This window comes from Candidatus Allofournierella merdavium, from assembly GCF_944382735.1.
Taxonomy (GTDB): domain Bacteria; phylum Bacillota; class Clostridia; order Oscillospirales; family Ruminococcaceae; genus Allofournierella_A; species Allofournierella_A merdavium.
In genome coordinates this window covers 120,576-145,621 of sequence record NZ_CALWND010000002.1, presented here as the reverse complement: position 1 = coordinate 145,621, position 25,046 = coordinate 120,576, and the positions used below count along the sequence as shown (strand labels likewise).

The window sequence follows — 25,046 nt, the reverse complement described above, 5'->3', positions numbered from 1 at the left end:
CGGTGCGCCGGCGATTATCAGGAGGAACGCATGGCAATTTTTGTAATAGGCGACCTGCACCTCTCCCTGGGCGCCGACAAACCAATGGACAAATTCCCCGGCTGGCAGGGCTATGTGCAGCGCATCCGGGAAAACTGGCTGCGCGTGGTGAGTCCCGACGACACGGTGGTGCTGGCGGGGGATACCAGCTGGGGCATGAAGCTGGAGGAAGCTGCGCCGGATCTCGCCTTTCTGGAACAGCTGCCGGGCCAGAAACTGCTGTTAAAGGGCAACCACGATTACTGGTGGACCACCGCCCGCAAGATGGAAGGCTTTTTTGAGGCCCGCGGGTTTGGCAGCCTGCGCCTTTTGCACAACAACGCCCACATCGTCGAGGGGGTGGCCCTCTGCGGCACCCGCAGCTGGCTGTTTGAGCCGGGCGAGCCCCACGATGAAAAGGTGATGAACCGGGAACTGGGCCGCCTGCGGGCCAGCCTCGCGGCCGCCGGAGAACAGGCGCGGGAGAAGGTCGTGTTTCTCCACTATCCGCCGGTGTACCCGGGAGCCAGCGCCCCCCAGGTGATCGAACTGATGCGCAGTTTCGGGGTGCGGCGGTGCTTTTATGGGCACCTGCATGGCGCGTCGGTGCACGCGGCGGTGCAGGGCGTTGTGGACGGGCTGGAATACCGCCTGATCTCCGCCGACGCGCTGCGGTTTTGTCCCTATAAAATTTAGGGAAACTATGGATTTTTAACCACTCGCATGATATAATAAAACGAATCTCTTTGTACGGAGGCTATATTCATGAATCTTGTAAAAAGCGAAAAGCTTGAAAAAAGTATGCAGGAACTGCAGTTCTCGGTGGATGCCGACACCTTCAAGGCCGCCATCGACAAGGCCTTCAAGCGTGAAGGCAAGAAGTACAACGTCCCCGGTTTCCGCAAGGGCCATGCGCCCCGCGCGGTGATCGAAAAGATGTACGGCGCCGACATCTTCCATTACGATGCCATCAACGACCTGTTCCCCGAGGCCTATGAGGCCGCGGTGGCTGCTGCCTGCATTGAGCCCGTGGGCCGCCCCGAGGTGGACGTTGTGTCCGAGAGCCTGGACGACGGCGTGGTGCTCAAGGTCACCGTGGCGGTGAAGCCCGAGATCAAGGTGGGCAGCTACACCGGTTTAAAGGCCATCAAGAAGGTCCATACTGTCGATGACGCCGACGTGGAGGCCGAACTGGTGCGCATGCAGAACCGCAACGGCCGCATCATCACCCGCGAGGGCAAGGCCGAGAACGGCGACACCGTGGATATGGACTTCGAGGGCTTTGTGGACGGCACCCCCTTTGAGGGCGGCAAGGCCGAGCATTACAGCCTGGTGCTGGGCAGCGGCAGCTTCATCCCCGGTTTTGAGGAGCAGCTGGTGGGCCATGAGGCGGGCGAGGAGTTCGATGTGAACGTCAGCTTCCCCGAGGACTATCACGCCAAAGAGCTGGCCGGCAAGCCCGCTGTGTTCAAGATCAAGCTGCACGAGGTCAAGACCAAGGAGCTGCCCGCGCTGGACGACGAGTTCGCCAAGGACGTGAGCGAGTACGACACGCTGGATGAACTGAAGGCCAGCATCCGCAAGGGCATGGAAGAGCAGAACGAAAAGCAGGCCGCTCTGGAGGTGGAGAACGATCTGGTGAATCAGGTCATCGCCACCATCGAGGGCGACATCCCCGACGCCATGTATGAAGCCCGGATGGACGAGGCTGTCCGCGACTTTGAGTACCGGCTGGCGCAGCAGGGCCTGAAGCTGGATATGTACCTGCAGTACATGGGGCAGACCCTGGAGACCTTCCGCGCCTCCTTCAAGGAGCAGGCCGAGAAGCAGGTGAAGATCCGCCTGGCTCTGGAAGCCATCGCCGCCGCGGAGAACATCACCGCCAGCGACGAGGAGTTGGAGGCCGAACTGCAGCGGGTCGCCGACAACTACAAGATGGAACTGGCCAAGGTCAAGGAGCTGGTCAACCCCGACGAGGTCAAGAAGGATCTGGCGGTGAACAAGGCCATCGACTTCATCCGCGACCACGCCGAGATCACCGAGGAGAAGGTTGCCAAAGAGGGCTGATCGCCCGTTCCGGCGCCCATCCTTACATAAGCCGTTTTGCTTTGACCGATACGTGCGACAATGGCCCGTATCGGTCAATTTTGCAGACAGCTTTCATTTTTCACAGGGAGGTACAGCCAAATGAGTTTGGTTCCTTACGTTGTGGAGCAGACCGCCCGCGGCGAACGCTCTTACGACATCTTTTCCCGCCTTTTGAACGACCGCATCATCATGCTCAGCGATGAGGTCAACGACGCCACCGCCAGCCTGGTGGTGGCCCAGCTGCTGTATCTGGAAGGGCAGGACAGCGAAAAGGACATCAGCCTGTATATCAACAGCCCGGGCGGTTCCATCAGCGCGGGCATGGCCATCCACGACACCATGCAGTATATCAAGTGCGATGTGTCCACCATCTGCATGGGCATGGCCGCCTCCATGGGCGCGTTTCTGCTGGCCAGCGGCGCCAAGGGCAAACGCCTGGCGCTGCCCAACGCCGAGATCATGATCCATCAGCCGCTGCTGAGCGGCTTGCAGGGCCAGACCACCGACATCAAGATCCACGCCGATCATCTGGTGCGCACCCGTGAGCGGATGAATCAGATGCTCAGCGAGTATACCGGTCAGCCGCTGGAAAAGATCATGGCCGACACCGAGCGCGATAACTTTATGTCCGCTCAGGAGGCCGCCGACTACGGCCTGATCGACGCAGTCATCGCCAAACGGTAATCACATCCGCGCGGGGCGCGCTCTGTGCGCCGGCGCATCGTTTAGGGGAAACTATGGCAAACAATACGAACGGAAAAGACAAAGACAAAAACCTGCGCTGCAGTTTCTGCGGCAAAAGCCAGGACGAAGTGGAGCGCATGATCATCGGCCCCGGCGTCAACATCTGCAGCGAGTGCATCACGCTGTGCGCCTCGCTGCTGGACGAAGACGGCAAGCCCGACGCCCCCAAGTCCGCGCCCCGGCGCGGCGGCGTCAAGCATGCCGCCCCCACGCTGGACCCTGTGAACGTGCTCACCCCCGCCGAGATCAAGGAGGGGCTGGATCGCTACGTCATCGGCCAGGACGAGGCAAAACAGGTGCTCGCGGTGTCGGTGTACAACCACTACAAGCGCATCCTGAGCGGCGAGAGCAAAAACGACGTGGAACTGCAGAAGAGCAACGTGCTGCTGCTGGGCCCCTCCGGTGTGGGCAAGACGCTGCTGGCCCAGACCCTCGCCCGAATGCTGGGCGTGCCCTTTGCCATCGCCGACGCCACCACCCTCACCGAGGCCGGCTATGTGGGCGAGGACGTGGAGAACATCCTGCTCAAACTCATCCAGGCCGCCGACTTTGACGTGAAGCGGGCGGAGATGGGCATCATCTACATCGACGAGATCGACAAGATCACCCGCAAGAGCGAGAACCCCTCCATCACCCGGGACGTGGGCGGCGAGGGCGTACAGCAGGCGCTTCTGAAGATCCTGGAAGGCACGGTGAGCAACGTTCCGCCCCAGGGCGGGCGCAAGCACCCCCAGCAGGAGTTCATCCAGATCGACACCAAGAACATCCTGTTCATCTGCGGCGGCGCCTTCGACGGGCTGGACAAATACATCCAGCGCCGCACCGACGCTTCCGCCATCGGCTTTGGCAGCAAACTGCATGACACCTCTGTGCAGGAGAAGCAGAACTTGCTGCGCAAGGTGGAACCGGACGACCTGGTCAAATTCGGCCTCATCCCCGAGCTGATCGGCCGTCTGCCGGTGGTCACGGTGCTGGACCCGCTGGACGAGGACGCCCTCATCCGCGTGCTCAAAGAGCCGAAAAACAGCGTCATCAAGCAGTACCAGGCGTTGATGCAGATGGACAATGTGGACCTGGAATTTACCGACGACGCCCTGCGTGCCGTGGCGAAAAAGACCATCGAGCGCAAGAGCGGCGCCCGGGGCCTGCGCAGCGTGATGGAGGAGATCCTGATCCCCATCATGTATCAGGTGCCCAGCGACCCCACCATCATCAAGGTCACCATCACCCCCGAGACCGTGGCCGGCGGTAAGCCCGTGCTGGAATACGGCGCGGTGCGCAAACGGTATAAGAATACCGTCCCGGTTGTGTAACGGCCGCGAAAAGGGAAAGAACTTTACAGAAGAATCAGTCCAAAATTGCAACGGTACGGGCGATCTGTCCGTACCGTTTTTGGGAGGGAATGCCAATATGTCTGAACGTGTGAAAATCAAAGTGGAACACAATGTGCTGCATCTGCCGGCCATTGCCCTGCGCGGGCTCGTGGTGTTCCCCAACAACGTCATCCACTTTGAGGTGGGCCGTGAGAAGAGCATCGCCGCGATCGAGTGGGCCATGGCGAACTCCAGCCCCATCTTTCTGATCACCCAGCGGGAGATGGATGTGGAGGAGCCCACCACAGGCGATCTGTATCGCTATGGCGTGGTGGCACAGGTCAAGCAGGTGATGCGCGTCTCCGACGACCTGGTGAAGGTGCTGGTGGAAGGGCAGTACCGCGCCCGCCTGTTGGCGCTGGAAAACGGCGAAAAGATGCTCACCGTTACCGTAAAGGAGGCGCCGGTGCGGGGCCTGCAAAAGGCGGGCAGCGTCAGCGCCGAGGCGCTGATCCGCAACCTCAAACTGGCCTTTGAAAGCTACCTGCAACTCAACCCCCGCATGCCCAAGGACGTGGTGTATACCATCCTGTCCAGCAGCGACGCGGTTTTTCTCAGCGAATATCTGCCCGCGAACCTCCTGTTCAAGTATCAGGACAAGCAGACGGTGCTGGAGCAGAGTACCCTGATCGGGCGTCTGCAGACCACGCTGGATCTGCTGTGCCGGGAGAATCAGGTCCTGGAACTGGAGAAGGAGATCCAGGACAAGGTCAACGACCAGATGGAGAAAAACCAGCGGGATTATTATCTGCGGGAACAGATGCGCGCCATTGCCACCGAACTGGACGGGGACGACGATGTGCGCTATGAATCGGAGCAGTATGTGCGGCAGATCCGGGCATTGGAATTGCCCGAGGAAGCCACCGAAAAGCTGGAAAAAGAGGCGGAGCGTCTGGGCAAGATGCAGGGGAACAGCCAGGAGGCCGCGGTCATCCGCACCTATCTGGACACCTGCCTCGCGTTGCCCTGGGGCATTTATACCGAAGACGATCTGGACCTTGCCCGGGCGGAAAAGCACCTGAACCGGGAGCACTACGGGCTGAAAAAGGTCAAGGACCGCATCCTGGAACTGCTGGCCGTGCGCAAACTCAATCCGGACGCCAAGGGGCAGATCCTCTGCCTGGCGGGCCCTCCGGGCGTGGGCAAGACCAGCATCGCCCACTCCATCGCCGAGTGCATGGGCCGCAAATATGCGCGGATGAGCCTGGGCGGTGTGCGGGACGAAGCGGAGATCCGCGGGCACCGGCGCACCTATGTGGGCGCGATGCCGGGTAAGATCATCAGCGCCGTCACCACGGCCAAGAGCATGAACCCGTTGATCCTGCTGGACGAGATCGACAAACTCGCCGCCGATTTCCGGGGCGATCCGGCGGCGGCGCTACTGGAGGCGCTGGACCCCGAGCAGAACAAGACCTTCAAGGATCATTACCTCGACATCCCCTTTGACCTCAGCCAGGTGTTCTTCATCACCACGGCCAACGATCTGTCCACCATCCCGGCCCCGCTGCTGGACCGGATGGAGGTGATCGAACTGCCCAGCTACACCCGGGAGGAGAAGTTCAACATCGCCAAGCGCCACCTTCTGCCCAAACAGCTGAAAAAGAACGGACTGGAGGGCAGGGCGAATCTGACCGCGGGGGCCATCTACGGCCTCATCGACGGCTACACCCAGGAAGCGGGCGTGCGCGGCCTGGAGCGGGCCATCACCGAAGTGCTGCGCAAATGCGCCCGCAAGGTGGCTGCCGGCGAGGAGGAGAAGGTCACGGTCACCGCGGCCAATCTGGAATCGCTGATGGGCCCCCGGCGCATCAAGCCGGATTTCTACAACCGCACCAACGCGGTGGGCATCGCCAACGGCCTCGCCTGGACCAGTGTGGGCGGCGCCATCCTGCCCATCGAGGTGCAGACCATCCCGGGCGGCAGCGGTAAGATCGAATTGACCGGCTCGCTGGGCGACGTGATGAAGGAGAGCGCCCATCTGGCCGTCACCTTCGCGCGGGTCCACGCCGCCGAATACGGCATCGACCCGGAGCAGCTCAAGAACGTGGACCTTCACATCCACGCCCCCGAGGGCGCGGTGCCGAAGGACGGCCCCTCCGCCGGCGTGACCCTCACCACCGCGCTGATCTCCTGCCTGTCCGGCATCCCTGTCCGGGCGGATGTGGCCATGACCGGCGAGATCACTCTCCACGGCGATGTGCTGCCCATCGGCGGGCTGAAGGAAAAGAGCATGGCGGCCTATCGCCAGGGCATCAAGACCGTGCTGATCCCCCAGGCCAACCAGAGCGACCTGTATGATGTGGATGAAGAGGTCAAAAAGGCCATCCGGTTCGTGCCGGTGAGCCATCTGGGGCAGGTGCTGTCCCACGCGCTGCTGACCCCGCGGCGCGCCCGCCGCACCCCCAGCCGGGCCAAATCTGTCCCGGCCGCCGCGCCCCATCCGTCCGGCCTGGTGACACCGGGGGAACAGCGCCCCCAGCAATCCACCCTGCGGCAATGAGAAGGAGAGGGATATGAACTTTCAAAGAGCTGACTTTCAGGCCTCCTATGGGCTGTCCAGCCAGCTTCCCGACAGCGACCGGCCGGAATTTGTTTTCTCCGGCCGGTCCAATGTGGGAAAATCCAGCCTCATCAACAAGCTCTGTAACCGGAAAAACCTCGCGAGGGTCAGCGCCACACCGGGCAAGACGGCCACCATCAATTTCTACACGGTGGACGACGTCTATTTCGTGGACCTGCCGGGGTACGGCTACGCGAAGGTCTCCGCGGCGGACCGCCAGCGGTGGGACCAGCTGATCAACAGCTACTTCGATGACCGGCGGAACTGTGTCCTGCTGGTGCAGCTGCTGGACAGCCGCCACGCTCCTTCCGCCGACGATCTTCAGATGCTGGAATATCTTCGCTATCGAAAGATCCCGTTCGTGGCGGCGCTGACCAAGGCGGACAAGCTGAAAAAGAGCGAAGCGGCAAAAAAAGCCGATGAATTTGCCTTCCTTCGGGAAAAATACGACTGTAAAGGTATTGTTCTTTCCAGCAGCGAAACAGGTCTTGGCATCGACACGTTGCAGGCATTGTTCGATCAGGCGCTTCTGCATGAGGTGTAAATTCCCATGGCATACAACGAATTCGCCTATTTTTACGACGAGCTGAACGGTGAGGCCGACTATGACGCCCTCTATACTTATATAAAAGGGCAGCTGGACGCACACGGTGTGGCCGACGGCATTCTGGCGGACCTTGGCTGCGGCACCGGCGACCTGACGCTGATGCTCACCCAGGCGGGGTACGACATGATCGGGGTGGATCAGTCGGAGGAGATGCTGGCGGTACTGCGGGAAAAGGCGGACGAGTTGGGCGTTTCCGACCGGTTGCTGCTGCTCCGCCAGGACATCCTGGACCTGGACCTGTTCGGCACCATCCGGGGGGCGGTGTCCACCTTCGACACCTACAACCACATCGGCCCCGCGCCCCGGTTCGAGCGGGCGATTGCCCGGGCCGCCTTTTTCATGGAGGAGGGCGGCGTGTTCCTCTTTGACCTCAACACCCCCTACAAGCACCGGCAGGTGCTGGCGGACAACGAATTTGTGCTGGAAGGGCCGGATGCGGTCTGCCGCTGGAAAAACACCTGCGCGCCCCAGGGGGACCGGGTGGATATCTCCATCGAGATACGCTATCTCGATACCGGGGAGGTGTTCCGGGAGCAGTTCTCGGAATACACCTACGAGGCAGCGTATGTGGAGCGGGTGCTGGAGGCAAACGGGTTCCGCCTCGCCGCCCTTTGTGACGGCGAGACCTTCGGGCCCCTCCGGCCGGACAGCCAGCGCTACATCTTTACGGCGATCAAACAATACACACAACTGGAGAAACAACACAATGGCTAACATGATTCGCGGTATTTCCGACAACGGCGGCGTGGTGTTTTACGGCGTGGATTCCACCGCCATCGTGGCCGAGGCCGAACGCATCCACAAGACCAGCGCCGTCACCAGCGCGGCGCTGGGGCGGCTGCTCACGGCCGCCTCCATGATGGGCATCACTCTGAAAAGTGAACAGGATTCCCTGACCCTGCGCCTCAACGGCGGCGGGCCGGCCGGCACCGTCCTGGCGGTGGCCGACGGCACCGGCTGCGTGAAGGGCTATGTGCAGAACCCGGTGGTGGAACTGCCGCTGCGGGCCGACGGCAAGCTGGATGTGGGCGGCGCTGTGGGCAAGGACGGCACATTGAGCGTCGTGCGTGATCTGGGGCTTAAAGAGCCCTATGTGGGTCAGATCCCGCTGGTGAGCGGGGAAGTGGCCGAGGACATCACCGCCTACTATGCCACCAGCGAACAGACCCCCACCGTGTGCGCGCTGGGGGTCCTGGTGAATCCCGATCTGTCCATCCGCTGCGCGGGGGGGTACATGATCCAGCTGTTGCCCGGCGCCACCGATCAGGAGATCACCACCCTGGAGCAGAACATCGCCAAGGCTCCCAGTGTGACCCGCCTTTTGCAGCAAGGGATGGGACCCAAGGAGATCATGGACCTGGTGCTGCAGGGCTTTGACCCGCAGGTGCTGGATGAATACGACGTGTGCTACCGGTGCGATTGCAGCCGGGAGCGGGTGGAGCGCGCCCTGCTGAGCATGGGCCGCAAGGAACTGGAAAGCCTTGCCGCAGAGCAGAAGTGCGTGGAAGTGAACTGCCAGTTCTGCGACAAAACCTACAATGTGGACGTGGCAAAACTGCTTCGCTCCCTGTAAAAAAACGGACATTCGCATGGTTTGCCCGCCTTTGGAGAAACTAAAATAAAGTTGAGAAATAGTCTTGACAAAGCAGGTAAGATACGGTAAAATAAACAACGTCGCCAAAACACATCGGCGATGCAAACCATGGGATTTGCGGCTTTAGCTCATCTGGTAGAGCGCCACCTTGCCAAGGTGGAGGTAGCGAGTTCGAGCCTCGTAAGCCGCTCCATTTTTAAGGAAGTTTAGCTCAGCTGGGAGAGCATCTGCCTTACAAGCAGAGGGTCAGCGGTTCGAGCCCGTTAACTTCCACCACCGTGGCCCGGTAGTTCAGTCGGTTAGAACGCTAGCCTGTCACGCTAGAGGTCGTGAGTTCGAGCCTCATCCGGGTCGCCAATTTGCCTCTGTAGCTCAGTTGGTAGAGCAGGGGACTGAAAATCCCCGTGTCATTGGTTCGATTCCGATCGGAGGCACCATTTTTTGCGGCTTTAGCTCATCTGGTAGAGCGCCACCTTGCCAAGGTGGAGGTAGCGAGTTCGAGCCTCGTAAGCCGCTCCATAAAAAGAACCGACTTCTCCTCGGTTCTCATCTGGTGCCGTGGCCAAGTGGTAAGGCAAAGGTCTGCAAAACCTTCATTCACCGGTTCAAATCCGGTCGGCACCTCCAGTTTCGCCGCAAGCGTTCCGCTTGCGGCGATTTTTTTGTTGGTTGCCGATTTACCCTCCCTTGTGCTATACTAACGTTATATATACGCATTGTGCAGGAAAACCCAAAAGACGTGGGCGCGGGGATCGGGCATCCCGTTGAACCGAAAGAAGGCTCTGCAACGGCAGGAAAAATCTGTCCCGCAGGGTCGCCCGCCTGCTTCGGTTTACCGGGCACGAATGTGACGTGCCGGAGAGGCCGAAATCATGCAAACCATAAAACGCCGCATTCGTGCGATTCATCTCACTTGGAAAGGGGAACAGGGAATACCAATGGCGCGCAGAGACAAAATAAACTATTATCTGGATCTTGCGGAGAGCGTTTCGCAGCGGGGCACCTGTATGCGCCGACACTACGGGGCGGTGATCGTGAAAAACGACGAGGTGATCTCCACCGGTTATGTGGGGGCGCCCCGCGGGCGTAAGAACTGCGATGATATGAAGGTCTGCATCCGTGAAAAGCTGCAGATCCCCCGCGGTGAGCGGTATGAACTGTGCCGCAGCGTTCATGCGGAGGCCAATGCCATCATCAGTGCTTCCCGCGATAAAATGCTGGGCAGTTCGCTGTATCTGGTGGGCATTGACATGGCCACCGGCGACTACGTCAAAAACGCCAGCAGTTGCTCCATGTGCAAGCGGATGATCATCAACGCGGGCATCGAAAAGGTGTATATCCGGGATACCCGCGACGAATACCGCATGGTCCTTGTGCAGGATTGGATCGACAACGACGAGTCGCTGGAGGGTGTGTTCGGATACTGATTCAAGAAGGCGGTTTGCGTTTTGAAGGACAATAAACTGAAAACGATCTTTGTCTGCTCCAACTGCGGGGAAAGCAGCCCTCGCTGGATGGGGCGCTGCCCCAGCTGCGGGGCCTGGAACACGATGGTGGAGGATGTGGTCGTGCCCGAGCCGAAGTCTGCGGCGCGGGGTGCGTCCGCCCGGCCCGCCGGTGTCACTGGCATCACCGCGCGGCGCCTTTCGGAGGTGAGCACCACCGAAGAGAAAAGCCGCATCGTCACCGGCATCTCCGAGTTGGATCGGGTGCTGGGCGGCGGCATCGTGCTGGGCAGTGTGGTGCTGCTGGGCGGTGAGCCGGGCGCGGGCAAATCCACCTTGCTGCTGCAGCTGTGCGGCGCCATCAGCGACCGCTGTGAGGTGCTGTATATCACCGGCGAGGAATCGGTGCGTCAGATCAAACTGCGCGCCGACCGGCTGCAGGTGCCCCAGCAGAACATTCATCTCGCCGCCGAGACGGACATCGACGATATATGCGGTCTTATTGAGCAGACCAAACCGGATCTGGTGGTCATCGACTCCATCCAGACCATGCACTGCGGCGATGTTTCCAGTTCGGCGGGCAGCGTGTCCCAGGTGAAGGAGTGTTCCGCGCGTCTGCTGGCCGTGGCGAAAAGCTGCGAGATCCCCACTTTTATTGTGGGCCATGTAAATAAGGATGGCGCCATCGCCGGCCCTAAGGTGATGGAGCACATTGTGGATACCGTACTCTACTTTGAAGGGGACAAAACGCTGCCGTATCGGGTGCTGCGGGCGGCGAAAAACCGCTACGGCTCCACCAACGAGATCGGGATGTTCGATATGACCGGCCACGGCCTGACCCAGATCGAAAACCCCTCGCAGGTGCTCCTGGAAGGCCGTCCGCTGGGCACCAGCGGCAACTGTGTCGCCTGCACCATGGAAGGCACCCGCCCAATCCTGAGCGAAGTGCAGGCCCTGGTGACCAAGAGCAGCTTCAATGTGCCGCGCCGCACCGCCAGCGGCTTTGATTTCAATCGTGCCAACCTGCTCATCGCGGTCCTGGAAAAGCGGGCAGGGTACTTCTTCGGCAGTCTGGATGTGTATCTGAACATCGTGGGCGGCCTGGAACTGGACGAGACCGCCTGCGATCTGGCGGTCTGCCTGGCCATGGTCTCGTCCATGCTGGACAAGCCCATCGATGACAAGACCGTGGCCATCGGCGAGGTGGGCCTCGGCGGGGAAGTGCGCAATGTGACCTTCCTGGAACTGCGGCTGCGAGAGGCCCAGCGCATTGGTTTTACCAAGGCCATCGTTCCGCGGCACAGCCTCAAACAACTGGATCCGAAAGAGTTTGCCGACATCGAACTGGTGGGCGTGAACTATCTGCGGGACGCCATCCAGGCCATCAAATAAGGAGCGGCACCGGAGCGCGCGCGATCTTGCGCCCCGGTGCTTTATTATAATGTAAGGGGTCTGGTGGTCACGAAGTGCCGTTTATCAGCCCACTTTGGTGTTGCCTCACAGACCGCCTTGACAAATCTTTTGGGGGAAGGTATACTAATTTCAATTAATATAATTTCGCTAAATAAAAATTTAGCGAAATTAAGGGGAGGGCAAACCCGGTTATATGAGCACCTATATCGATACCATGCATCCCGAGCGCCACGATCCGTATGAGGATATCCCGCGGGATGTACGGGATTTTTTGAATTACCTTGGCGCGATCCTCAACCGATCGCCCCGCACGGTCAATGCCTATTACATTGATCTGCGGCTGTTCTTCAAATTCCTGTTGCGTGAACGCGGCCTCGCTCCGTCCAACTGCGCGTTTGAGGACATCGACATCCGTTCTGTCGATACAGCGGCCATCGGCAGCGTGACCCAGTCGGAAATCTATGAGTATCTGTATTTTTTAAAAAACGAACGGCACAACGAACCAGCCGCCCGCGCCCGCAAGCTGACCAGCATCAAGAGTTTCTATCGATTCATGACGGTGAAGTCCAATCGCCTGTTGGATGACCCGGCCAAGGATATTTCTGTGCCCAGCCTGAAAAAGGCGTTGCCGAAATACCTTTCTCTCGAGGAAAGCATCGACTTGTTAAAAAATATACAAAGCGACTTTTACGAGCGTGACTTCTGCATCCTCACGCTTTTTTTGAACTGCGGCATGCGCCTGAGCGAACTTGTGGCTATTGATCTGAAGGATTTTCAGGAGGACACCATCCGCATCGTGGGCAAGGGCAACAAAGAGCGGCTGGTGTATCTGAACGCCGCCTGTATGGACGCGCTGAAGCACTATCGCGCTGCCCGTGCGGCGCTGGGCAACCTGCGGGACCCACAGGCTCTGTTCGTTTCCAAAAAGACGGGCAGGCGCCTGAGTGCCCGGCGCGTACAGCAGATCGTGGACCACTGCCTGCAAACAGCCGGGCTTGCCGGAAAGGGATATTCTCCGCACAAACTGCGCCATACAGCGGCGACGCTGATGTATCGCCACGGCAACGTGGATATGCTGGAACTCAAAGAAATACTGGGGCATGCGCATGTGTCCACCACCGAGATCTACACACACATCAACACCGAAAAGCTGCGAAAGGCCGCCAAGTCCACTCCCCTGTCCAGAATCTCCTATATACAGCCACAGGATCCCCAAGCGGTGTCAGAACAGCCTGCCGAAGACGAGAGTGAGCAGGACTGATAGCACGCACACAAGCATGGCGGCAAAATTCACGGCCAGGTAACGGCGGATCATGCGCCGTGCCGCTGTGCCAAGGCCATTCCCCCCATGCCCCAAGCAACTGCGCAGTAACCCACAGGACACATGGAAAGCGGACGCACTTAACAGTATCACGAACAGGCTGCCCAGCACCTCCGGAAGCCAAAACACCAGCGCCTGCAGCAAAAGCCCCTTCGCCGCGCCCAACTGCTGATACAACAGCGCGGTGAACACACCGGTGCCGGCGCCTTTCAGCAGCATGGTGATGGGGATCAGGCCAACGCCAAGCACACAGAATCCGGCGATGAGGACCAGGGTGAGTTGGCAGAACAGCGACAGAAACCCCACGCTGAAAACCATCGCCCCGTTGCCCGTGGTGCGCAGCCCCAGGTCGATGGAGGCAAAATAGCGGGCATAGGTCATCAGCGGCTCGCTCAGGATACGGCTGCAAACGGACCCCACCGCAAGCCCGCACAGATACAGGCCCCCCATCACACAGGCGGTCCGCAGCATTGCGGGGCGCGATGCCGCGCTGAATCTCTGCCGCCGCATTGTCTGCGCGGAAACGTTCGGGGTGGTGCCGCCGGTTCTGACCTGCCTGTCCGCCGGCTCCGCCGGACGAGGAGCATCGCGCTGCGGCTGTATGGGCTGCTGGCGGACCGAAAGCGGCGTTTTGACCGGGGCGGCGGGCTGCTGCGGGGGTCGTTGTGTGATTACAGTGTCGGAAGGGCGATACGTCCACATAGCTTGTACCTCTTTTTGGTTGTTTACAAAATTGTATGCGGTGGATCCGATCCCTATGAAAAAACGCTCCGCGCGTTGCAAAGCGGAGCGTTTTTCCTTTAACCGGGACGGCGGGTTCGTTTGCGTTCCGCTATCACGATCCCAAGATACCCGCCGAAGCAGCCGGCCAGGATGTAGCAGACCAGCTTGATGCCGGCGGTGGCGGTGAAGTCGAACTGACCGTTGAGCAGCGCGGCCGCAAGGTAGATCAGATAGTACGCCACCCCTGTGCACAGGCCACAGAACAAGCCGTTCTTTTTGAATCCTCGCGCCAGAGCGAGGCCACAGACAAAGCAGCCCAGACACACTGCACAGGTGGCCATGGGCACGGCGGACCATGCGGGCAACTGCGTTCTGGTGAACAGCCAGCTGCAGAAAAGCAGCGCAAGAAACGTCACGGCCAATCCCGCGACACCGGAGATCAGGATCTTTCCCAGAGGGCCGCTGGCATTGCGCCCCGGTTTCGGCTGTTTTGGCATAAAAAAGCACCTCCCTGCACACTAAAACAGTATGCGGGGAGGCGGCTTTTTAGTCCGGATGTTGTTATTTCTGCGCAGGAGTTTCCATCTCCAGCTTGTTCACGGCCTGCACGGCGGCGCGGCGGAAACGGATCTTGGTGCGGTCGCTGCCGGTCTCCAGCACGAAGGTGTCCTCTTTGATGGCGATCACACGGCCAACGATGCCGCCGATGGTGGTCACCTCATCGCCGATCTCCAGCGAGTTGCGCATCTCGGCTTCCTTCTTCTGCTGCTTTTTCTGGGGACGGTACAGCAAAAAGTACATCACCGCAAACATAATCACCAGCATGGCGATCATGCTGATGTTGCTCATCGTGTTGGGATCCATGGTGGACAGAAACTGAATGTTCATTGTCTAACTCCTCTCGAAATTCGGGATCGTATTGTATCAATTATAGCGGATACCGGCACAATTTGCAAGGGATTGCCGGATCAAATCCGGGTGTCCAGCAGGGTCACATAGCGGTCGTGGAAGGCCTCGTAGGTCCCGGCGTCCAGTTCGGCGCGGATGCGCTCCAGGAGGTGATTGTAGAAATAGAGGTTGTGCATCACCGCCAGACGCATCCCCAGCATCTCGTCGGCCTTGAACAGATGCCGCAGATAGGCGCGGCTGAAGTTGCGGCACACGGGGCAGTCGCACTCCGGGTCGATGGGGCGTTCGTCCTTTTCGTATTTCAGATTCTTGATGTTGATGATACCGCTCCAGGTGTTCAGATGACCGTGGCGGGCGTTGCGGCTGGGCATGACACAGTCGAACAGGTCCACGCCGCGCCACACGCCCTCGATGATGTTGCCCGGCGTGCCCACCCCCATCAGGTAGCGGATCTTATCCTTCGGTGCGAAGGGCTCCACCGCGGTGATGATGCGATACATCTCCTCCGCGGGCTCCCCCACCGCCAGGCCGCCGATGGCATAGCCATCCAGGTCCATGTCGGCGATCTGCTTCATGTGCTCGACGCGCAGTTCATCGAAGGTGCATCCCTGGTTGATGCCGAACAGCAGCTGATGCGGATTGACGGCGAGGCCTTCCGCCTTCAGCCGGGCCATCTCGGTCTTGCAGCGCGCCAGCCAGCGCACGGTGCGCTGGCAGCTGGCCTTCGCGTAGTCGTACTGGGCGGGATTCTCCACGCACTCGTCAAAGGCCATGGCAATGGTGGAGCCCAGGTTCGCCTGGATCTGCATGCTCTCCTCGGGGCCCATAAAGATCTTGTGGCCGTCCAGATGGGAGTGGAAGGTCACGCCCTCCTCGGTGATGTTGCGCAGTTTTGCCAGGCTGAACACCTGGAACCCGCCGCTGTCGGTGAGAATGGGGCCGTCCCAGCGGGTGAACTTGTGCAGGCCGCCCAACTCGGCCACCAGCTTGTCCCCCGGGCGCAGGTGCAGATGGTAGGTGTTGCACAGCATCACCTGGCAGCCGATGTCCTTCAGGTCAAAGGCGGAAAGCCCGCCCTTGATGGCGGCGGCGGTGGCCACGTTCATGAACGCCGGCGTCTGCACGGTGCCGTGTACCGTCTCAAACTCGCCCCGTCGGGCGGCGTGCTCGGTCTTGATCAAGCGATAAGGCATGTGTAAAGTTCCTTTCGTTTACAGAATCAGCATGGCATCGCCAAAGCTGAAGAACCGGTACCGCTGGGCCACCGCCTCCCGATAGGCGGCCATGGTGCGCTCGTAACCGTAGAAAGCGCTGACCAGCATAATGAGGGTGCTCTCCGGCAGATGGAAATTGGTGATCAGCCCGTCCATGCACCGAAACTTGCAGCCGGGATAAAGGAAGATGTCCGTGTCACCGCTGCAGGCGCGGATCTCGCCGTATTTGGCCGCCACCGATTCCAGGGTGCGGCAGCTGGTGGTGCCCACACAGATCACCCGGTTGCCCCGGGCTTTCGTCTCGTTGATCTTGCGGGCGGTCTCTTCGCTGACGGAGTACCACTCCGAGTGCATCTGGTGGTCGGCGATGTCTTCCTCTTTCACGGGGCGGAAGGTCCCAAGGCCCACATGCAGCGTCACCTCGGCGAAATCCACGCCCTTCGCCCGCAGCCGATCCATCAGTTCCGGGGTGAAATGCAGGCCCGCCGTAGGGGCCGCGGCGCTGCCCAGTTCCTTTGCGTACACGGTCTGGTACTGGCTCTGGTCCTCCAGCTGACGGGTGATATAGGGCGGCAGCGGCATCTTGCCGAACTCATCCAGCTTTTCATACAGCGTCTGGGTGTCATAGAAGAACTCCACCAGCTTGTTGCCGTCCTCCATCGTCTCGCGGATGACCGCCCGCAGGCTGCCGTCGCCAAACACCACTTCGGTGCCGGCTTTCAGACGTTTGCCGGGCTTTGCCAGGCACTCCCACACATCGCCCTTCACCTGCCGCAGCAGCAAAATTTCGCTCACCGCGCCGGTTTCCGCCTTTTCCCCCACCAAACGGGCGGGCAAAACCTTGGAATCGTTCACAACCAGAAGATCCCCGGCATTTAATAGGTCAGGCAGATCACGAAACACCTTGTGGCGAAGTTCATCGCTGCCCCGCTGCGCGCACAAAAGGCGGGCGGAGTCCCGTGGATCGGCCGGTTCCTGTGCGATCAGTTCATGGGGCAGGTCAAACCAAAAATCTTTTTTCAGCATGGAGTATTGCCTTTCTTCACAATTGACATTGCCGTGCGGCAATGCTATATTTAAAACATATTTATTAAAGGTGTGGTGCGCTGTGCACGCTATGCAATCTAATTTATTATATTGCATACATTGCCGGTTTTCAAGCCGGTTTTTTTTATACGTCCACACCGGCAAATCATAGAGGGCTTTGCGGAAAGGAACGAGTGTACAATGAAACAGTATCAAGTGGGCGTCGTGGGCGCCACCGGCATGGTCGGTCAGCGGTTCGTATCTCTGCTGGCGCAGCATCCCTGGTTCAATCTGGCCGTTCTGGCTGCCTCTCCCCGCTCGGCAGGCAAAACCTACGAGGAGGCTGTGGGCGACCGTTGGGCCATGCCGGACCCGATGCCCGCGAACGTTCGGAACATGGTGGTGCTGGATGCCTCCCATGTGGAGGAAGTGGCTTCCCAGGTGGACTTTGTGTTCTGCGCGGTGGACATGAAAAAAGAGGAGATCCGCGCGCTGGAAGAGAGCTACGCCAAGGCGGAATGCCCGGTGGTCTCCAACAACAGCGCCCATCGCTTCACCCCCGATGTGCCCATGGTGGTGCCGGAGATCAACCCCGAGCACCTTGAGGTCATCCCGGCCCAGAGAGCGCGTCTGGGCACCAAAAAGGGCTTTGTGGCGGTCAAATCCAACTGTTCGCTGCAAAGCTATGTGCCGGCGCTGCATCCGCTGAAGGATGAATTCGGCCTCACCAAGGCGCTGGTGTGCACCTACCAGGCGATCTCCGGCGCGGGCAAGACCTTTGCCACCTGGCCGGAAATGGTAGACAACTGCATCCCCTACATCGGCGGCGAGGAGGAAAAGAGCGAACAGGAGCCGCTGAAGCTGTGGGGCAAGGTGGAAGCCGGCGTCATCGTGCCGGCCGCCGCCCCCTCCATCACCGCCCAGTGCCTGCGCATCCCGGTGTCCGACGGGCACATGGCCGCCGTCTTCATGAGTTTTGAGAAGACCCCCTCCAAAGAGGAGATCCTGGCGCGCTGGGCGGATTACGAGGGTGAGGCGCAGCGCCTGAAGCTGCCCAGCGCCCCGAAACACTTTTTGCACTATTTTGAGGAGAACGACCGGCCTCAGACCAAGCTGGACCGCAACCTGGAAAACGGCATGGCCGTTTCTATCGGCCGCCTGCGCCCGGATACCCAGTATGACTACAAGTTCGTCTGTCTGTCCCATAATACTTTGCGGGGCGCGGCGGGCGGCGCCGTCCTTCTGGCTGAACTGCTGGCCGCCAAAGGTTATTTTGACTGATCGAACCAAAAGGAGTTGAGCGCAATGAAAACGACGATCTTCACCGGAGCCGCCGTCGCCATCATCACCCCGATGCTGCCGAACGGCAAGGTGGATTACGAGGGGCTGGTGCAGCTGATCGAATACCAGATCAAGGGCGGCACCGACGCCATTGTGATCTGCGGCACGACGGGCGAGTCCGCCACTTTGAAAGACGACGAGCACCTTGAATGCATCCGTGTTGCGGTGAAGGCCGCCGCGGGGCGTGTTCCTGTGATCGCGGGCACCGGTTCCAACTACACCGAGCACGCGGTGGATATGTCCAAAGAGGCCAAAGCCCTGGGCGCGGACGCGCTGCTGCTTGTGACGCCGTATTACAATAAGACCACGCAAAAGGGTCTGATCGCCAACTTCAACACCATCGTGGACGCCGCCGGCCTGCCCGCGATCCTGTACAACGTCCCCTCCCGCACCGGGGTGAACATCGAGTCTGCCACCGCGCGGGAACTAGCCAAAAACCCGCTGATCTGCGGCATCAAGGAGGCCAGCGGCAACATCAGCCAGATCGCCATGACCGCCGCCCTGTGCGGCGACGAACTGCCGCTGTATTCCGGCAACGACGATCAGGTGGTGCCCATCCTGGCGCTGGGCGGCAAGGGCGTGATCTCGGTGGTCTCCAACGTGGCGCCCGAGCCCATGCACCGGATGTGCCAATTGTGGTTCGACGGAAAGATCGAGGAGAGCCGTGACCTGCAGCTGAAGCTGATGGGCCTTTGCAAGGCGATGTTCTGTGAAGTGAATCCCATCCCCGTAAAAGCCGCCCTGGAGATGATGGGGCTCCCGTCCGGGCCCTGCCGTCTGCCGCTGGTGCCGCTGAGCGACGATCACGCCGCACTGGTCCGTCGGGAACTGCAGAACGCCGGCCTTTTATAAGAGGACTCAGAAGGCCCGCGCGCTGTCTGCGCCGGGCCTTTTGTCAAAAGAACAGGAGAAACACACTATGACCCGTATCATCATTCAGGGAATCAACGGCCGCATGGGCAAGGTCCTGTGCGAACTGATCGACCAGCGTGATGACTGCCGCGTGGTGGGCGGCGTGGATATCACCCCCCAGAGCGGGGCCATCCCCGTGGCGGCCAGTCTGGAAGAATTGAACGTGCAGGCCGATGTGCTCATCGATTTTTCCAGCCCCGCCGCCACCCGCAACGCGCTGCGCTTCTGCGCGCAAAACGCGCTGCCCTGTGTCATCTGCACCACCGGGCTGGACACGGACACCGAAGCGCTGCTGGCCGACGCCAGCACCCGCTGCGCCGTATTCAAGAGCGCCAATATGTCCATGGGCATCAATCTGCTGGCCCAGCTGGCCCAACAGGCGGCGGCAGCACTGGGGCTGGACTACGACATCGAGATCATCGAAAAGCATCATCACAACAAGCTGGACGCCCCCAGCGGCACCGCGCTGCTGCTGGCCGACGAGATCAACAAGGTGGCCGCCCAGCCCTATGAATATGTGTACGACCGCCACAGCGTGCGGCAGAAGCGCTCGCCCCATGAGATCGGGATACACTCGGTCCGGGGTGGCAGCATCGTGGGTGAACATGAGATTTTGTTCTGCGGGCCGGACGAGGTGATCACCCTTGGCCACAGCGCGGGTTCGCGCCGCGTATTCGCCAACGGCGCGGTGAACGCGGCGGTATTTCTTTCCAATAAAGGCCCTGGCCTTTACACCATGAAAGACCTGATGAAGGAACTTCTGTAAGGAATCAAAATGAAAAAAAAACTGATCGTTCTCGCACTGGCGGTCATCGCGCTGCTGATGATCGTTCCCCTTGCGAGCAACACCTTTTCTTCGGTGCGGCAGACCGCGGCGTCTTACCCGCAGCCATCGCCTTCACCCTCCCCCGCTCCGGTGCCCACGCCGCAGCCGACACCAACGGTGTCCACCGTGCGTTTTTCCGCCACTGGCGACAACCTGATCCACAACGGCATCTTCAATCAGGCAGCGCGCCGTGCCCAGGCGGAGGGTGAAACGGGATACGATTTTTCCTTCTGCTACGACGCCGTGCGGGACTTCTACGCCGGGTTCGACGTGAATTGGATCAACCAGGAAACGCTGGTCAACGACGAACTGGAACCCAGCAGTTATCCCTGCTTTTCCACCCCGGGCGATATGGGGCGGGAGTTGTACGACATTGGGTTCCGCGTGTTCAGCCTTGCCAACAACCATACATACGACAAGGGCGCCGAGGGCATTGCCGCCACGCGGCGCTTCTGGGCCAGCCTGCCGGAGGATGCCGTCACCTGCGGACTGTACGAGGGCGAAGCGGATTACGATAACATCGTGATCCGGGAGACGAACGGCATCCGGATCGCCTATCTGTCCTATACCGAGTTCACCAACGGCATTCCCACGCCGGCGGGCGCCGAGGCGAATCTGATCTACACCCGAGAGACCGACGTGATCCAGCGGCAGATCGAACTGGCCCGCCAGCAGGCGGACTTCGTGGTGGTGGGCGTGCACTGGGGCGTGGAGGGCAGCCACAAGGCGACCGACGCCCAGCGAGCCCTGGCACAGCAGATGGCGGACTGGGGCGCCGGTGTGGTGATCGGCACCCACCCCCATGTGGTGCAGGACGCCCAATGGCTCACCGCCGCCGATGGACGGCAGGTATTTGTGGCCTATTCCCTGGGAAACTTTCTGAACGCCCAGTCCACGGCGGACACGATGATCGGTGTGGTGCTGAGCTTCACACTGGAAAAAACCACCCAGCCGGACGGCTCCAGCGAGACGGTGTTGAAGGAGCCGATGCTCCATCCCACCGTCAACCATTACGGCCAGAACTATTCCCAGATCCGCATTTATCTCTACAAGGATTACACCGACGAATTGGCCGCAAGCCATGGTGTGCGGGCAAACTTTCCCGGTTTCAGCAAAAGCTATATTGAATCGGTGCTGCGGGAGAATATTGACAACACTTTTTTGGATCTATAAAAGGGAGGCAGTACAATATGAACGGGATTTCCGATCTTTCCAGCGAACAGAACATCATGGTGGTGGCCTTCCCTGCCGTGCGGCAGAGCGAGGGCGGACCGGCAGGGTACCTCTCCCCCTTTGCTGCGGCCGGGGTCAACATGGACATGATCTGCCAGGGCCTGCCCCAGGGCGATGAGGCTGCGCTGAGCTTTACCACCTCCTATGACAACTGGTCAATCGTGATGCGCACGCTGCCCCAGGTCACGGCGGGCAAAAGCGGGCCGGCGCCGCTGATCAGCGGCGGGTATACCAAACTGACCCTGTTCGGACAGGAAATGCCGAATCTGTGCGGCGTGGCCTCCCGGGTGATGGAGGTCATGGCCGCCGCCAAAGTGCCCATCCACCTGATCACCACCAGTTCGGTGGACATCTCGCTGCTGGTGGCCTCGGAGGATGAAGACACCGCCCTGGGGGCGCTGCGGGAGGCGTTCGGCCTGTAACGATGAAAAAAGAGTGCCGTCTGTGACGGCACTCTTTTTTTGTGCATTACAGCTGTACCTTGTGGTAGACCTTCTTGCCCTTTTTGATGACCACGCCGGCCGCCAGCGCCTCGGCGCTCACGGTCATGGTGGGGTCGGTGACCTTTTCCCCGTCCAGCAGAACGCCGCCCTGCTGGATCAGCTGGCGGGCCTCCCGCTTGCTGGGCACCAGTTTCGCGGCCAGCATCATGTCCAGAACACCGATCCTGCCGTCGGTGAACTGGTCAGCGGTGAGGGTGGTGGAGGGCATGTTCTGGGTGTCGGCTCCACCGCTGAACAGGCCGCGGGCGGTCTCCTGCGCTTTTTGGGCCTCCTCCTCGCTGTGGACCAGCTTGGTCAACTCAAAGGCCAGGATCTCCTTCGCCTTGTTCAGTTCACCGCCCTGCCAGGAGGACATCGCGTCGATCTGCTCCAGGGGCAGGTCGGTGAGCATCCGCAGGCATTTCAGCACGTCGGCGTCATCCACATTGCGCCAGTACTGATAGAACTCGTAGGGAGAGGTCTTTTCGGGATCCAGCCAGACGGCGCCCTTCTGGGTCTTGCCCATCTTTTTGCCCTCGCTGGTGAGCAGCAGGGTGATGGTCATGGCATAGGCGTCCTTGCCCAGCTTGCGGCGGATCAGCTCAGTGCCGCCCAGCATATTGGACCACTGGTCGTCGCCGCCGCACTGGAGGTTGCAGCCGACGGTCTGGAACATGTGATAGAAGTCGTAGGACTGCATGATCATGTAGTTGAATTCCAGGAAGGACAGGCCCTTCTCCATCCGCTGTTTGTAGCACTCGGCGCGCAGCATGTTGTTCACCGAGAAGCAGGCGCCCACCTCCCGCAGCAGTTCGATGTAATTGAGTTTCATCAGCCAGTCGGCGTTGTTCAGCATCAGTGCCTTGCCATCGGAAAAGTCGATGAACTTGCTCATCTGCTTTTTGAAGCACTCGCAGTTGTGGGCGATGGTCTCCACCGTCATCATGGTGCGCATATCGGTGCGGCCGCTGGGATCGCCCACCATGCCGGTGCCGCCGCCGATCAGGGCGATGGGGCGGTTGCCCGCCTTTTGCAGCCGGCGCATCAGCATCAGAGCCATGAAATGCCCCACATGCAGCGAGTCCGCCGTGGGGTCAAAGCCAATGTAGAGGGTGGCTTTGCCGTTGTTGATGAGGTCCTTGATCTCCGCCTCGTCGGTCACCTGAGCGATCAGGCCGCGGGCGACCAGTTCGTCGTAAATCGTCATTCTTCCATTCTCCTCCTTGTTTTGCGGGCAAAGGGCAAACAAAAGCCCTCTGCCAAAATGAATTTGGCAGAGGGCGAAACTTCGCGGTACCACCTCTGTTCGCCGCCCTCCTCGCAGAAAGCGGCCTCGGCGGGTGCACACAGACACCCTTGCGCTGTAACGTGCGCACACGGCGGGGCCTACCGGGCGCACAACGCGCCGTTCAGCCTGCTGCTCCGGGACGTATTCCCCTCTGCGCGCGCTGCCCTTTTCACCGGCCAGGGCTTCTCTGTGCCGCGCTCTCACAGGGTACTGGTTCCCTTCGTCGCATTTGATATTGTACAGTATACCCGCAGCGCCGGGCCTTTGTCAAGAGTCAAGGCCCAGCATTTCCCGGGCGTTTGCCAGGGCGATGGGGGTGATCTGGTCGCCGGAGATGATGCGGGCCAGTTCCCGCACCCGGCCCTCGCCGTCCAGCGGATAGAGTTTTGTAAAGGTGCGCTCCCCTTCCACGTTTTTCTGAATGAGCAGATGGCGGTCCGCCAGCGCCGCGATCTGGGCGGTGTGGGTGATGCAGATGACCTGCCGGCCGGCGGAGGTCTGCTTGAGCATCTGGCCGATGCGTCCCGCCGCCGAGCCGGACACACCGGTGTCGATCTCGTCGTAAATGACGGTTTGGATGGCGTCCTTTTCCGCCAGCGCGCTCTTGAGCGCCAGCATGATGCGGCTGAGTTCGCCCCCGCTGGCTATTTTCGCCAGGGGCTTCGGAGCCTCGCCGGGGTTGGGCGAGATATAAAACTCCAGTGTATCCTGCCCCGCCCCGGCCAGCGGCCCGCGGGTGTGCTGCAGCGCGAAGCGCACCCCGGGCATATTCAGGAAGGTACAGGCTTTTACCAGCTTCTGCTCCAGATCGCGGAACGCTTCCAGCCGCGTCTGGGTGAGGGCCTCCGCTTTTTCCTTGGCCTGGCGGTAGAGCGCCTGTTTTTCGGCGTTCAGCTTTGCCAGGGTCTCGTCCGACTGCTCAATGCCCTCCAGTTCCTCCCGGGCGGCCTGCCCGTGTTCCAGCACCTTCTCCACCGTGCCGCCGTACTTCTGCTTGAGGCGGTAGATCTCGTCCAGCCGGGTCTCCACCCGGTCCAGTTCGGCGGGGTCCATACCGTATCCCTCCAGCCGGTCGGCCAGGTCGGTGGCCAGTTCCCGGGCGGTGTAATACAGATCGTTCAGCTTCTCGCAGGCGCTTTGCAGCGTCTCGTCCAGCCGGGCTGCGCCCTCCAGCTGACCGGCGGCGTCCCCCAGAAGATCGGCGGCGCCCCCGAACTCGTCGCCGCCCGCAAGGGCGTTATGGGCGGCGCTCACCTGCTCCAGAATGGTCTGGGCGTGGCTGAGCACCTGCCGGCGGGCGGTCAGCTGCTCTTCCTCCTCCGGCTGCAGCGCCGCGGATTCGATCTCGTCCACCTGGAAACGCAGCAGTTCCATCCTGCGCTGCTTTTCCTCCTCGTCCATCTGCAGCGCGTCCGCCTGCCGCTTGACCGCGATCAGCTGCCGGTAGACCTGCCGGTATTCACTGTACTGCGCGTCGTTCTGGGCATAGAGGTCCAGCAGCGCCAGATGGCGGGCGGGGTTGGTCAGGTTCTGGTTGTCGTGCTGGCCGTGGATGTTGATGAGCCCCGCCGACAGATCCCGCAGGATGGCCGCGGTGGCGGGCATCCCGTTGACGCGGCAGTTGCTCTTGCCCTCGGCGCTGATCTCCCGGTAGAGCAGCAGTTCGTCCCCGGCCTCATAGCCCGCCTGTTCCAGCTGACTGCGCACGGCGGCGGGAAGGTCGGTAAAGGTGGCCCAGATGCAGGCTTTGGACGCACCGGTGCGCACCAGGTCCCGGCTGGTGCGGTTGCCGAGAATGGCGTTGATGGAATCGATCAGAATGCTTTTGCCCGCGCCGGTCTCGCCGGTCAGCACGTTCAGGCCGGGCGAAAATTCCGCCTCGGCCTTCTCGATGACAGCCACATTCTCTATTTTCAGATCTTTCAGCAA

The 25,046-nt window shown here is 60.6% G+C and carries 23 protein-coding genes and 6 tRNA genes; 22 read left to right on the top strand and 7 right to left on the bottom strand.

The features are described from left to right. Positions 1-30 precede the first annotated feature (30 nt). The 17 genes from ACH2A7_RS02120 to ACH2A7_RS02040 all read left to right on the top strand — a co-directional run bounded on the left by ACH2A7_RS02120 (position 31) and on the right by ACH2A7_RS02040 (position 13,103). Positions 31-714 carry a metallophosphoesterase gene (locus ACH2A7_RS02120; protein ID WP_394959588.1) on the top strand — a complete coding sequence of 228 codons (684 nt, stop codon included), beginning with the start codon at positions 31-33 and terminating at the stop codon, positions 712-714. A gap of 69 nt (positions 715-783) precedes the next feature. Continuing rightward, a complete protein-coding gene (gene tig / locus ACH2A7_RS02115) occupies positions 784-2,085 on the top strand; it encodes a trigger factor (RefSeq protein ID WP_394959586.1) in 1,302 nt (433 codons plus the stop codon). 120 nt (positions 2,086-2,205) lie between these two features. After that, positions 2,206-2,790 (top strand): ATP-dependent Clp endopeptidase proteolytic subunit ClpP, encoded by a 585-nt coding sequence (gene clpP, locus ACH2A7_RS02110; protein WP_394959584.1) that lies wholly within the window; start codon positions 2,206-2,208, stop codon positions 2,788-2,790. A 53-nt stretch (positions 2,791-2,843) separates the two neighbouring features. After that, complete coding sequence (clpX, locus tag ACH2A7_RS02105) at positions 2,844-4,163, top strand: ATP-dependent Clp protease ATP-binding subunit ClpX (RefSeq protein WP_394959582.1); 1,320 nt, start codon at positions 2,844-2,846, stop codon at positions 4,161-4,163. A gap of 97 nt (positions 4,164-4,260) precedes the next feature. After that, a complete protein-coding gene (gene lon, locus ACH2A7_RS02100; RefSeq protein ID WP_394959580.1) occupies positions 4,261-6,723 on the top strand; it encodes an endopeptidase La in 2,463 nt (820 codons plus the stop codon). Between the two features lie 13 nt (positions 6,724-6,736). Continuing rightward, the gene (gene yihA / locus ACH2A7_RS02095; RefSeq protein WP_394959578.1) at positions 6,737-7,327 is read left to right on the top strand and encodes a ribosome biogenesis GTP-binding protein YihA/YsxC; all 591 of its coding nucleotides are present in this window, start codon (positions 6,737-6,739) and stop codon (positions 7,325-7,327) included. Between the two features lie 6 nt (positions 7,328-7,333). Continuing rightward, on the top strand, positions 7,334-8,104 hold the full coding sequence (locus tag ACH2A7_RS02090) for a class I SAM-dependent DNA methyltransferase (RefSeq protein WP_394959576.1): 771 nt from the start codon (positions 7,334-7,336) through the stop codon (positions 8,102-8,104). Beyond that, complete coding sequence (gene hslO, locus ACH2A7_RS02085) at positions 8,097-8,963, top strand: Hsp33 family molecular chaperone HslO (protein WP_394959574.1); 867 nt, start codon at positions 8,097-8,099, stop codon at positions 8,961-8,963. The genes ACH2A7_RS02090 and hslO overlap by 8 nt, the downstream gene beginning before the upstream one ends. Positions 8,964-9,101: 138 nt before the next feature. Beyond that, positions 9,102-9,177, top strand: a tRNA-Gly gene (locus tag ACH2A7_RS02080). Between the two features lie 7 nt (positions 9,178-9,184). After that, positions 9,185-9,260 (top strand) — tRNA-Val (locus ACH2A7_RS02075). 4 nt (positions 9,261-9,264) lie between these two features. Further along, positions 9,265-9,341 (top strand) — tRNA-Asp (locus ACH2A7_RS02070). Positions 9,342-9,345: 4 nt separating this feature from the next. Continuing rightward, positions 9,346-9,421 (top strand) — tRNA-Phe (locus ACH2A7_RS02065). A 6-nt stretch (positions 9,422-9,427) separates the two neighbouring features. Beyond that, positions 9,428-9,503: transfer RNA gene (locus tag ACH2A7_RS02060), tRNA-Gly, on the top strand. A gap of 33 nt (positions 9,504-9,536) precedes the next feature. Continuing rightward, positions 9,537-9,611: transfer RNA gene (locus tag ACH2A7_RS02055), tRNA-Cys, on the top strand. Positions 9,612-9,922: 311 nt separating this feature from the next. After that, on the top strand, positions 9,923-10,411 hold the full coding sequence (locus ACH2A7_RS02050; RefSeq protein ID WP_291244157.1) for a dCMP deaminase family protein: 489 nt from the start codon (positions 9,923-9,925) through the stop codon (positions 10,409-10,411). 21 nt (positions 10,412-10,432) lie between these two features. Beyond that, on the top strand, positions 10,433-11,821 hold the full coding sequence (radA, locus tag ACH2A7_RS02045; RefSeq protein WP_394959571.1) for a DNA repair protein RadA: 1,389 nt from the start codon (positions 10,433-10,435) through the stop codon (positions 11,819-11,821). Positions 11,822-12,035: 214 nt separating this feature from the next. Then, positions 12,036-13,103 carry a tyrosine recombinase XerC gene (locus ACH2A7_RS02040; RefSeq protein ID WP_394959569.1) on the top strand — a complete coding sequence of 356 codons (1,068 nt, stop codon included), beginning with the start codon at positions 12,036-12,038 and terminating at the stop codon, positions 13,101-13,103. Here the strand turns inward: ACH2A7_RS02040 and ACH2A7_RS02035 are convergent. The 5 genes from ACH2A7_RS02035 to queA form a co-directional block, all read right to left on the bottom strand. Then, entirely contained in the window at positions 13,065-13,865 is an 801-nt protein-coding gene (locus ACH2A7_RS02035) for a hypothetical protein (protein ID WP_394959567.1), read from the bottom strand. The genes ACH2A7_RS02040 and ACH2A7_RS02035 overlap by 39 nt on opposite strands. Before the next feature lie 98 nt (positions 13,866-13,963). Next, positions 13,964-14,383, bottom strand: coding sequence for a TIGR04086 family membrane protein (locus ACH2A7_RS02030; protein WP_394959565.1), 420 nt, complete (start codon positions 14,381-14,383; stop codon positions 13,964-13,966). 64 nt (positions 14,384-14,447) lie between these two features. Then, positions 14,448-14,774 (bottom strand): preprotein translocase subunit YajC, encoded by a 327-nt coding sequence (gene yajC / locus ACH2A7_RS02025; protein WP_394959563.1) that lies wholly within the window; start codon positions 14,772-14,774, stop codon positions 14,448-14,450. Positions 14,775-14,854: 80 nt separating this feature from the next. Further along, the gene (tgt, locus tag ACH2A7_RS02020; RefSeq protein WP_394959561.1) at positions 14,855-15,988 is read right to left on the bottom strand and encodes a tRNA guanosine(34) transglycosylase Tgt; all 1,134 of its coding nucleotides are present in this window, start codon (positions 15,986-15,988) and stop codon (positions 14,855-14,857) included. 18 nt (positions 15,989-16,006) lie between these two features. Then, entirely contained in the window at positions 16,007-17,035 is a 1,029-nt protein-coding gene (gene queA, locus ACH2A7_RS02015; RefSeq protein WP_394959559.1) for a tRNA preQ1(34) S-adenosylmethionine ribosyltransferase-isomerase QueA, read from the bottom strand. A 201-nt stretch (positions 17,036-17,236) separates the two neighbouring features. Here queA and asd point away from each other — a divergent pair, with 201 nt between their 5' ends. The 5 genes from asd (at position 17,237) to ACH2A7_RS01990 (ending at position 21,769) form a co-directional block, all read left to right on the top strand. Then, the gene (gene asd / locus ACH2A7_RS02010) at positions 17,237-18,316 is read left to right on the top strand and encodes an aspartate-semialdehyde dehydrogenase (protein ID WP_394959557.1); all 1,080 of its coding nucleotides are present in this window, start codon (positions 17,237-17,239) and stop codon (positions 18,314-18,316) included. Between the two features lie 24 nt (positions 18,317-18,340). After that, on the top strand, positions 18,341-19,228 hold the full coding sequence (gene dapA / locus ACH2A7_RS02005) for a 4-hydroxy-tetrahydrodipicolinate synthase (protein ID WP_394959555.1): 888 nt from the start codon (positions 18,341-18,343) through the stop codon (positions 19,226-19,228). A 67-nt stretch (positions 19,229-19,295) separates the two neighbouring features. Then, the gene (dapB, locus tag ACH2A7_RS02000) at positions 19,296-20,054 is read left to right on the top strand and encodes a 4-hydroxy-tetrahydrodipicolinate reductase (protein ID WP_394959553.1); all 759 of its coding nucleotides are present in this window, start codon (positions 19,296-19,298) and stop codon (positions 20,052-20,054) included. Between the two features lie 9 nt (positions 20,055-20,063). Next, positions 20,064-21,287 (top strand): CapA family protein, encoded by a 1,224-nt coding sequence (locus ACH2A7_RS01995; protein ID WP_394959550.1) that lies wholly within the window; start codon positions 20,064-20,066, stop codon positions 21,285-21,287. A 17-nt stretch (positions 21,288-21,304) separates the two neighbouring features. Further along, positions 21,305-21,769 (top strand): ACT domain-containing protein, encoded by a 465-nt coding sequence (locus ACH2A7_RS01990; protein WP_394959548.1) that lies wholly within the window; start codon positions 21,305-21,307, stop codon positions 21,767-21,769. 46 nt (positions 21,770-21,815) lie between these two features. Here ACH2A7_RS01990 and tyrS read toward each other — a convergent pair whose 3' ends face one another. Together tyrS and recN are read right to left on the bottom strand one after the other, a co-directional pair. Next, positions 21,816-23,036, bottom strand: a complete 1,221-nt coding sequence (gene tyrS, locus ACH2A7_RS01985; protein ID WP_394959546.1) for a tyrosine--tRNA ligase — start codon at positions 23,034-23,036, stop codon at positions 21,816-21,818. A gap of 348 nt (positions 23,037-23,384) precedes the next feature. Beyond that, a complete protein-coding gene (recN, locus tag ACH2A7_RS01980) occupies positions 23,385-25,046 on the bottom strand; it encodes a DNA repair protein RecN (RefSeq protein ID WP_394959544.1) in 1,662 nt (553 codons plus the stop codon).